Annotated in this window: 9 protein-coding genes and 1 pseudogene; 5 read left to right on the top strand and 5 right to left on the bottom strand. The window is 65.9% G+C overall.

What is annotated here, in order from left to right:
- Window positions 1-181 precede the first annotated feature (181 nt).
- Window positions 182-1,195, top strand: coding sequence for a low-specificity L-threonine aldolase (gene ltaE, locus JYJ84_RS21290; RefSeq protein ID WP_122948196.1), 1,014 nt, complete (start codon window positions 182-184; stop codon window positions 1,193-1,195).
- 114 nt (window positions 1,196-1,309) lie between these two features.
- On the opposite strand, the gene JYJ84_RS21285 is transcribed toward ltaE, so the two are convergent.
- From JYJ84_RS21285 to JYJ84_RS21275, 3 genes are all read right to left on the bottom strand, one after another.
- Window positions 1,310-1,522 carry a DUF1059 domain-containing protein gene (locus tag JYJ84_RS21285; RefSeq protein ID WP_122948195.1) on the bottom strand — a complete coding sequence of 71 codons (213 nt, stop codon included), beginning with the start codon at window positions 1,520-1,522 and terminating at the stop codon, window positions 1,310-1,312.
- 184 nt (window positions 1,523-1,706) lie between these two features.
- Window positions 1,707-2,612 (bottom strand): HTH-type transcriptional regulator ArgP, encoded by a 906-nt coding sequence (locus JYJ84_RS21280; protein ID WP_122948193.1) that lies wholly within the window; start codon window positions 2,610-2,612, stop codon window positions 1,707-1,709.
- A 59-nt stretch (window positions 2,613-2,671) separates the two neighbouring features.
- Window positions 2,672-3,148, bottom strand: a complete 477-nt coding sequence (locus tag JYJ84_RS21275; RefSeq protein WP_236027535.1) for a transposase — start codon at window positions 3,146-3,148, stop codon at window positions 2,672-2,674.
- An 89-nt stretch (window positions 3,149-3,237) separates the two neighbouring features.
- Between JYJ84_RS21275 and JYJ84_RS21270 the strand changes: the two genes are divergently transcribed.
- The 4 genes from JYJ84_RS21270 (at window position 3,238) to JYJ84_RS21255 (ending at window position 7,258) form a co-directional block, all read left to right on the top strand.
- Window positions 3,238-4,464: an RNA-guided endonuclease TnpB family protein gene (locus JYJ84_RS21270; protein ID WP_175222468.1), complete on the top strand. Its 1,227-nt coding sequence runs from the start codon at window positions 3,238-3,240 to the stop codon at window positions 4,462-4,464.
- Window positions 4,465-4,618: 154 nt separating this feature from the next.
- Entirely contained in the window at window positions 4,619-5,272 is a 654-nt protein-coding gene (locus tag JYJ84_RS21265) for a peroxiredoxin (protein ID WP_122949639.1), read from the top strand.
- Between the two features lie 129 nt (window positions 5,273-5,401).
- Window positions 5,402-6,472, top strand: coding sequence for a rhodanese-like domain-containing protein (locus tag JYJ84_RS21260; RefSeq protein WP_122948191.1), 1,071 nt, complete (start codon window positions 5,402-5,404; stop codon window positions 6,470-6,472).
- A 126-nt stretch (window positions 6,473-6,598) separates the two neighbouring features.
- Window positions 6,599-7,258, top strand: a complete 660-nt coding sequence (locus JYJ84_RS21255; RefSeq protein WP_122949638.1) for a glutathione S-transferase family protein — start codon at window positions 6,599-6,601, stop codon at window positions 7,256-7,258.
- A gap of 103 nt (window positions 7,259-7,361) precedes the next feature.
- On the opposite strand, the gene JYJ84_RS21250 is transcribed toward JYJ84_RS21255, so the two are convergent.
- Both JYJ84_RS21250 and JYJ84_RS21245 read right to left on the bottom strand, forming a co-directional pair.
- Complete coding sequence (locus JYJ84_RS21250; protein ID WP_122948190.1) at window positions 7,362-8,054, bottom strand: phosphatase PAP2 family protein; 693 nt, start codon at window positions 8,052-8,054, stop codon at window positions 7,362-7,364.
- Window positions 8,055-8,481: 427 nt separating this feature from the next.
- Window positions 8,482-8,806 (bottom strand): annotated as a pseudogene (locus JYJ84_RS21245) (MFS transporter); the annotation flags it as partial.

The raw sequence follows: 8,806 nt of genomic DNA, 5'->3' as shown, positions 1-8,806 counted from the left end.
CCCGCCGCGCTACTGACGGCAGCCTCGTCGTCGCCGTGCGGCGTGGCGTGCAAGTGCGCCGTGCCTTATGTGTGCATCGATCGTCGGTACACATGCGCTGCGTGAATTGCGTACACTCTGAGTCTCGTTTCGGCAGGGCCGGGCGCATCGGATCCGGTCCGCGTTTACCCAGGACTCAGCGATGATCGATTTACGCAGCGATACCGTGACACGACCGAGCCAGGCAATGCTGGCCGCGATGACTGCCGCCGAAACCGGCGACGATGTATGGGGTGACGACCCGACCGTGCTGCGCCTGCAGGCGGTGATGGCCGAGCGGGCCGGCAAGGAAGCCGGCCTGTTCTTCCCGAGCGGCACGCAAAGCAACCTGGCCGCACTGATGGCGCATTGCGAGCGCGGCGACGAGTACATCGTCGGCCAGCTCGCGCACACCTACAAGTACGAAGGCGGCGGCGCGGCCGTGCTGGGCAGCATCCAGCCGCAGCCGATCGAGAACGCGCCGGACGGCACGTTGCCGCTCGCGAAGATCGCCGCGGCGATCAAGCCGATCGACAATCACTTTGCCCGCACGCGCCTGCTCGCGCTCGAAAACACGATCGGCGGCCAGGTTTTGCCGGAAGGCTATGTGCAGGAAGCCACCGCGTTCGCGCGCAGCCGCGGGTTGTCGCTGCACCTCGACGGCGCGCGGGTATGCAACGCGGCCGTCGCGTCGGGCCGGTCGATCGCCGAGCTGGGCGCGCCGTTCGACACCGTGTCGATCTGCTTCTCGAAAGGGCTCGGCGCACCGGTCGGCTCGGTGCTGGTCGGCAACCGTGCGCTGATCGAGCGCGCGCAGCGCTGGCGCAAGGTGCTCGGCGGCGCGATGCGGCAGTCGGGCATTCTCGCGGCGGCCTGCCTGTATGCGCTCGATCACAATGTCGAGCGGCTCGCGGACGATCACGCGAATGCCGCGTATCTCGCCGAAGGTCTCGCACGCATCGACGCCGTGAAGGTGCTGTCGCACGCGACGAACATGGTGTTCGCGCAATTCCCCGAAGCCGATTGCGCGCCGCTCGAGGTGTGGCTCAAGGCGCGCGGGATCCTCACGCAGATGTTGTATGCGTCGCGCTTCGTCACGCACTGCGACGTGTCGCGCGCGGACATCGATACGTTTATCGACGCGGTCGGCGCGTATTTCGCGCAGCGCCGCGCGTAAGGGGGAATGCGCCGGCCGGCGGGGGCGCCGGCCCGGTGTGGCGCGAAGCAGGAGGCGGAGAGGCGACGGGGGCGACGTGGCAACCCGTCTGTCGATATCGGGCGAGCCGGCGGATTACGCTTGCCGGGGTGCGTCGGCGGGCGGTGTGCCGTCGCGGAACAGCGCTTTCAGCTGCGTGCGCAGTTCGGCGCTGTCGGTGTGCTGGTGCACCAGGACCGCATGTTGCACGGCGGCCTCCAGCAGTTCGTTGTCGGAGTCGGCAGAAATCGCGACCGAGCAATTCATCGCGCTGGGAAACTCGCGGCAATCGATGTAGCGGCGAGACATGATGTTCTCCTTGCGGGAAAGGGCGCGGCCGGAATTGCGTGATCGGCCGCGCAGCGCGTTCGCGAGGCCGATGGAAAAAGTATAGGCGGCGCGGCGGGGATTCTCGTCGCCAGGTGTACCGCGCCGCACACCGCACACCGCACACCGCACGCTGTACGACGCGGCGGTGCCGCTCAAACGCGCGTCACGGCAGCGGCGCGAGCAACCGGCGCGCCGCTTCGACCACCCGTTCGGACAATGACGCCATCGTCGGCGACTGCACGGTCCACGCGTGCCAGTACAGCGTGACGTCGGTCGGATGCGCGGGCGCGAGATCGACGAGCCCCTGCGTGTCGAGCGGCGCACTGCCGATCAGCGGCTCCGGCACCATGGCATAGCCGAGCCCGTGCCGCACCGCCGCGAAGTGCGAATGGGTACCCGGCACGTAGTGGCACGGGTACGCACCTTCGAGCAACCCGAACTTCTCCTTCAGGAACGACGACTGCAGCGTATCGCGCCGCGAATACGCGACGACGGGCGCGCGGCGCGCGCTCGTGCGGTTCAGCCCGCGCGGGAACCAGCGCACCGCGAACGCGGCGGCCGCGAGCAGCCGGTAGCGCATCGTGCCGAGCGGCGTCGCGAGGCAGCCGCGCATCGGCTTCGGCTCGGTCGTCACGCAGCCGACCGCCATCCCGCTTTCGAGCAGCGCGAACGTATGGTCCTGATCCTCGACGATCAGCTCGAACAGGATGCGCTCGCCCGCGAGCACCGACGTCAGCGCTGGCAGAAACCACGTACCGAGGCTGTCGGAATTGAGCGCGATCGTGACCGAGATCGGCGATTCGCGCTCGGTCGCGAGCGTGCTTTGCAGGTCGGCCTGCAGCAGCGCGACGCGGCGCAGGTGCTGCAATACGCGCTGCCCGGCCACCGTCGGGCGGCACGGCCGCGTGCGCAGCACGAGCGGCGTGCCGAGGCTTGCCTCCAGCGCGCGGACCCGCTGCGTGACGGCGGACGCGGTCACGTGCAGGCGCACGGCCGCCTGCTCGAAGCTGCCCGTGTCGGCGACGGCCAGCAGCGCGGCGGCCTGCTTCGGATCGATCGTCATCGACATGTCGGTGGAATTCCTGTGAACGTAAGACGAGAACAGCCGGTAGTGTAAGTCAGTGCGCACTAGCGGCCGGGTGCGGCGCAACGTTCTGCTGCACTGCATTCGTCGTCGGAATCGGTCACGGCACGTACGCGAGCCGGATGTACGGCACCCTTGGCCATCAGGCCGGGAAAGGAGAGCGTGGACACCGTAGGTGTCCTTTCGGTGGTCATTGCGGTGTCTGCTGCCGTTCGATGTGCTGGCGAATGATCTCCAGGGGCGCACCGCAGCGGCTTCCAGCGAAGCAGGACGACGACCACACTCTTGCGGATACCCCGATAGATCTTCTCCCGGATCTTGCTGTTGGAGACATTGTTCAGGCGGCCCACGAGCGGCGACACGGTGACCTTTGGCGGATGGTTCGCCTGCACGCGAATGTGATTGCCCTCCTCATCTAACTCGACCCGTTCCGCCTCGAAGTCGGTACTGACGCGGATAAGGATGCTACGCAGGTCGTCTAGGATTGCCTGGGTGAACACCTCTCGGCGGTATTGGGTCACGAACACACGACGAACATGTATCAGAATGGTGAAGTGTCTTCCGTGCCCATGTCGTTGTCGTTGCTCATGGGCCAAAGTACATTGAGTCGATGCAACGTTTCCAGGCCTTCAAGTACGAATTGATGCCGACCGGCGATCAGCAGGGCGACATGCGCCGCTTCGCCGGTTCGTGCCGTTTCGTCTTCAACAAGGCACTGGCGTTGCAGAAGACATGTTACGAGCAGCGCAAGAAGAAACTCGGCTTCGCCGAACTGTGTAAGCTGCTCACCGAGTGGCGAAACGGTACGGAAACCCCGTGGCTCAAGGATGCACCGACGCATCCGTTGCAGCAGGCGCTCGAGGACCTCGAACGGGCTTACGCCAATTTCTTCGCCAAGCGGGCCGACTTTCCACGCTTCAAGAAGAAGGGCCAACGCGACAGCTTCCGCTATCCGGACCCGAAGCAAATCAAGTTCGACCAGGCCAACAGCCGCATCTTCCTGCCCAAGCTGGGCTGGCTCCGCTATCGCAACAGCCGTGAGGCGCTGGGCGAGCTGAGGAACGTCACCGTCAGCCAATCGTGCGGCAAATGGTACGTGAGCATTCAGACAGAGCGGGAAGTCGATCGGCCGCTCCCGAATGGCGGTGCGGTCGGCATCGACATGGGTATTGCCCGCTTCGCCACACTCTCTGACGGCACGTTCTTCGCGCCGCTCAACAGCTTCAAACGGCATCAAACCGTGCTGCGCAAGGCGCAACAGGCAATGGGCCGCAAAACGAAATTCAGCAACAACTGGAAGAAGGCGAAATCCCGTATCCAGCGTATCCACTCCCGTATCGGAAACGTTCGCCGCGACTACCTGCACAAGTACTCAACCACGATCAGCCAAAACCACGCGATGGTGCGTATCGAAGACTTGCAGGTACGGAATATGTCCAGGTCGGCGGCAGGCAGCTCCGATGCGCCGGGAAGAAACGTTCGGGCCAAGTCTGGTCTGAATAGAAGCATTCTCGATCAGGGATGGTTCGAGTTCCGCCGTCAATTGGACTACAAGCTGGCGTGGAACGGTGGCTACCTGATCGCGGTGCCGCCGCAGAACACGAGCCGCACCTGCCCGCGCTGCGGGCATGTGTCGTCAGAGAACCGGCGCACGCAGGAGCGATTCGCGTGCGTCGAATGCGGCTTTGAGGAAAACGCCGATCTGGTCGGCGCAATCAGCATTCTCAGGGCGGGACACGCCCGTTGCGCCTGTGAAGTGAGCGGTGCAGTCATGCCGCCAGCAGCAGGAACCCACCGAAGTGACTCATCCTGGATCGATGCCGGGGGAGCACCGTAGGAATCCCCCTTTAGGTGAGGGAGGATGTCAACTACGCTATATGAACGCGCGGAACCGGCATGTGCCATGCCGGCACTTCGCGCGCGGACGATCGCGCGTCGCGCGCAAGCCGCGGCGCGGGCGTCGTGACGATTCCCATTTGACGGAGACGAACATGTCGATTCGACTAGGCGAGGACGCGCCCGATTTCACTGCGGAGACCACCGAGGGAACGATCCGGTTTCATGAATGGATCGGCGACCACTGGGCGATCCTGTTTTCCCATCCGAAGGATTTCACGCCGGTGTGCACGACCGAACTCGGCTACATGGCCGGACTCAAACCGGAATTCGACAAGCGCAACACGAAGATCATCGGGCTGTCGATCGATCCGGTCAGCGATCACCGGAAGTGGGTCGCGGATATCGCTGAAACGCAGGGTCATGCGGTCAACTATCCGCTGATCGGCGACGACGAGCTGAAGGTCGCGAAGCTGTACGACATGATTCATCCGAATGCGAGCGGCGGCCCGCGCACGGCGGTCGACAACGCGACCGTGCGCTCGGTGTTCGTCATCGGGCCGGACAAGAAGGTCAAGGCGATGCTCGTCTATCCGATGAGCGCCGGGCGCAATTTCGACGAGGTGCTGCGCCTGCTCGATGCGCTGCAGCTCAACGCGAAGCATACGGTGGCGACGCCGGTCAACTGGAAGCCGGGCGACGATGTCATCATTCCGACGTCGGTGTCGGACGATGCTGCGAAGCAGAAATATCCGGACGGCTTCCGGACGCTGAAACCGTACCTGCGCTACGTGACGCAGCCCAGCTGACACACCGTGCCGGCCGGATGCCGGCCATGCAGGACCACGACGGGGCGGCCCGCGCGACAGCGACAATCGCGGCGCGGGCCGGACAACACGCATCAAGCAGGCATCAACCAGCGACGGAGCGACTTCGCGATGATCTTCCGGCAACTCTTCGACCCGCAATCGTCGACGTACACGTACCTGCTTGCCGACAGCGCATCGCGCGAAGCGGTGCTGATCGATCCCGTGTTCGAACAGGTTCGCCGCGACGCGGCGCTGCTCGACGAGCTCGGGCTGCGGCTCGTCGCGACCGTCGATACGCACGTGCACGCCGATCACGTGACGGGCGCATGGCTGCTGAAGCAGCGCACGGGCAGCACGATCGCGATCTCGGCCGCGAGCGGCGCGCAGGGCGCCGATCGTTATCTGAACGACGGCGACCGCTGCGCGTTCGGCGCGCGCTACCTGACCGTGCGCGCGACACCCGGCCACACGAACGGCTGCATCAGCCTCGTGCTCGACGACGAATCGATGGCGTTCACCGGCGATTGCCTGCTGATCCGCGGCACCGGCCGCACCGATTTCCAGCAAGGCGACCCGCGCGCGCTGTATCGCGCGGTGCACGGCCGGCTCTTCACGCTGCCGGCCGCGTGCCTGCTGTATCCGGCGCACGACTATCGCGGGCTCACGGTGACGAGCGTCGGCGAGGAGCGGCGTTTCAATCCGCGCCTCGGCGGCGATCTGAGCGAAGACGATTTCGCCGGCTATATGCGCAATCTCGGGCTCGCGCACCCGCGGCAGATCGACGTCGCCGTGCCGGCGAACCTGCAGTGCGGCGTCGCCGCGAATGCGCCCGATGTGCAGGTCGCGCCCGACTGGGCGCCGCTCGTCTATACGTTCGCCGGGTTCTGGGAAATCGATCCGCAATGGCTCGAGGATCATCTGCCGGCGGTGCAGGTCGTCGACGTGCGCGAGCCGGACGAATTCACGGGCCCGCTCGGCCACCTGCCCGGCGCGACGCCGATTCCGCTCGGCGAACTGGCCGCGCGCGCCGGCGAGATCGCGCGCGACCGGCCGGTCGTGACCGTGTGCCGGGCCGGCGGGCGATCTGCGCAGGCGACCGTCATTCTGCTGAAGGCCGGCTTCGACACGGTGGCGAATCTCGGCGGAGGGATGCTGCGCTGGCGTGCCGAAGGGCGCGTCGTGATGGACGGCCGGTCGTAACGGGCCGAGCCGCAGTACAAAAAAATTTCCGATCGCTGTCGAAACGGCCACGTGCCGTTCGTCGTCAAGGTATCCGATCACGTGGCGCCGCATCACGCGGCGCCGAAACCCCTGAGAGACCGCACGATGACGCCGACGCTCTACGCCCATCCCTTTTCGTCGTACTGCCAGAAGGTGCTGACCGCGCTGTACGAGAACGGCACGCCGTTCGCGTATCGCGTGCTCGCGCACGACGATCCGAAGCCGATGCAGGAACTGACTGCGCTGTGGCCGCTGAAGCGCTTTCCGGTGCTCGTCGATGCCGGCCGCACGGTGATCGAGGCGTCGATCATCATCGAGTATCTCGGCCTGAACCATCCGGGCCCGGTGCGATTGCTGCCGGACGATCCGCACGCGGCGCTCGAGGTGCGGACGATGGATCGCTTCTTCGACAACTACGTGTCGACGCCGCAGCAGAAAGTCGTGTTCGACGCGCTGCGGCCGGAAGCCGAGCGCGACGCGCGCGGTGTCGCCGATGCGCGCGCGATGCTCGACACGTCCTATGCGTGGCTGGACAAGAAGATGGCCGATCGCGAATGGGCGGCCGGCGAGCGCTTCAGCCTCGCCGACTGCGGCGCGGCGCCGTTCCTGTTCTATGCGGACTGGACGCACCGGATCGATCCGTCGTTCGCGAACGTGATCGCGTACCGGAAGCGTCTGCTGGCGCGGCCGTCGTTTGCGCGCGCGGTCGACGAGGCGCGGCCGTATCGCTCGTTCTTTCCGCTGGGTGCGCCCGATCGCGACTGATCGGCACGGCCGTCGCGCGACGCGCCGCCGCCGCACAGGGCCGGCAGCGCGTGCCGGGGCGACGGCGGAACGAAAGCAGCGGCAGCATCGCGGCGTCTCCCCGTCACATCGTGTGGGTGGCCGACTGCGCGAGCGTCAGCAGTTCGTCGAACTGCGTGATCAGCTCGAAGCACAGCAGGAACGCGAGCGTATAGGCGGGCGCGGGGAAGCGCCGGATCATCGCCAGCACCTGCGGCGCGAAGCGCGAGCGGATCGTATCGCGCGTCAGCAGCCACGCGATCGCGATGCCGATCGCGGCGCCCGCGATCAGGTCGGTCGGGTAGTGAAAGCCGAGATAGGCGCGCGGCAGGCAGATGAACACGACCGCATACAGCAGCGCGAACACGCCGACGCGACGCGCGATGATGAAGATGCCGGTAGCGATCGCCATCCACAGCATCGCGTGATCGCTCGGAAACGAACTCCATGCCTGCAGCGTGGCCGCACGCAGTCCCGCCGACGGGAAGTGCAGGTGCAGGTCGGGGTTGTAGATCGGCCGCACGCGGAACGGCAGCACCTGGGCGAGCAGCCGGCCGATCGCGAGCGCGATGAGCCCGCTCGCGATCGTCGCGACAACCAGTTCGCGCTGCCGCTCGCGGTTCGGGCCTGGCTGGAACCACAGCCAGCACAGCACGGGGATGAGCACGAAGCCCTTGAACGTGTACAGCCCGGCGATCACGCGGATCGCGTGATTCATCAGCGGGCCGAACGTCACGTGGGTGAGGAAGATCTGGATCGAGGTGTCGAAATTGTTCATGTCGTGCGGCCCCGACGGAGCCGCAGTGCATGACGTACGGCCGGCAGGATCTGGAAGCGCGCTCGCACCGGAGCGCAACGGGGGGCAAGTATGTCACCCGTTATTTCGAAGAAAATGCGAAAAAATACCGGGAATCCCCTGATAAAACGGGGCTGTGCAGTGGGGCCGGATGGGCGAGCGCCGTGTGGCGGGGCGCATCGAATCGTCCGATGTTTCAGCATCGATGCGCAGGGCCGCCGGAAAAATAATTGGTTGAACTGGACATTCGTTCGAGTCGGTGCGGACCTTGCACGGGATGGGCGCTTTTCGTGCCGAATGCGCACGAATCTGCCAGGCCGCGCAGCGTCATGCGTGCGCCGGTCGAAAATAAAAGAAAAGGCGGGCAAGCCCTGTGGGCCTGCCCGCCATGGGCGTGCGTTGCGGAAAATCAGTTGCGCCAGATCCGCACCGCGAGCGCGGCCAGCGAGGTGACCACGGCCAGCGCGGTCACCGCGTTCCAACCCAGTTGCGCGAGCAACAAACTGCCGATCGCGGCGCCGGCCGCCATCCCGATGAACATGCCGACGAACAGCACCGCGTTGAGACGGCTGCGCGACGCGGGGTCGATCCGGTAGACGATCGCCTGGTGTGCGATCAGCGTGGCCTGCACGCCGAGATCGAAGCCGATCGTCGCGACCGCGAGCAGCACGAGCTGGGCATGCGGCGACATCAGCGGCGCAGCGGCCATCGACGCGAACGACACCGTCGCGATG

The organism is Burkholderia sp. LMG 13014 (assembly GCF_905232215.1).
GTDB lineage: Bacteria > Pseudomonadota > Gammaproteobacteria > Burkholderiales > Burkholderiaceae > Burkholderia.
This window is presented reverse-complemented; position numbering and strand designations above follow the sequence as displayed.

Bases quoted from the DNA above. Each gene is read 5' to 3' on its own strand.
- ltaE (WP_122948196.1), top strand. From the start codon at position 182: ATGATCGATTTACGCAGCGATACCGTGACACGACCGAGCCAGGCAATG.
- JYJ84_RS21285 (WP_122948195.1), bottom strand. From the start codon at position 1,522: ATGTCTCGCCGCTACATCGATTGCCGCGAGTTTCCCAGCGCGATGAAT.
- JYJ84_RS21280 (WP_122948193.1), bottom strand. From the start codon at position 2,612: ATGTCGATGACGATCGATCCGAAGCAGGCCGCCGCGCTGCTGGCCGTC.
- JYJ84_RS21270 (WP_175222468.1), top strand. From the start codon at position 3,238: ATGCAACGTTTCCAGGCCTTCAAGTACGAATTGATGCCGACCGGCGAT.
- JYJ84_RS21265 (WP_122949639.1), top strand. From the start codon at position 4,619: ATGTCGATTCGACTAGGCGAGGACGCGCCCGATTTCACTGCGGAGACC.
- JYJ84_RS21260 (WP_122948191.1), top strand. From the start codon at position 5,402: ATGATCTTCCGGCAACTCTTCGACCCGCAATCGTCGACGTACACGTAC.
- JYJ84_RS21255 (WP_122949638.1), top strand. From the start codon at position 6,599: ATGACGCCGACGCTCTACGCCCATCCCTTTTCGTCGTACTGCCAGAAG.
- JYJ84_RS21250 (WP_122948190.1), bottom strand. From the start codon at position 8,054: ATGAACAATTTCGACACCTCGATCCAGATCTTCCTCACCCACGTGACG.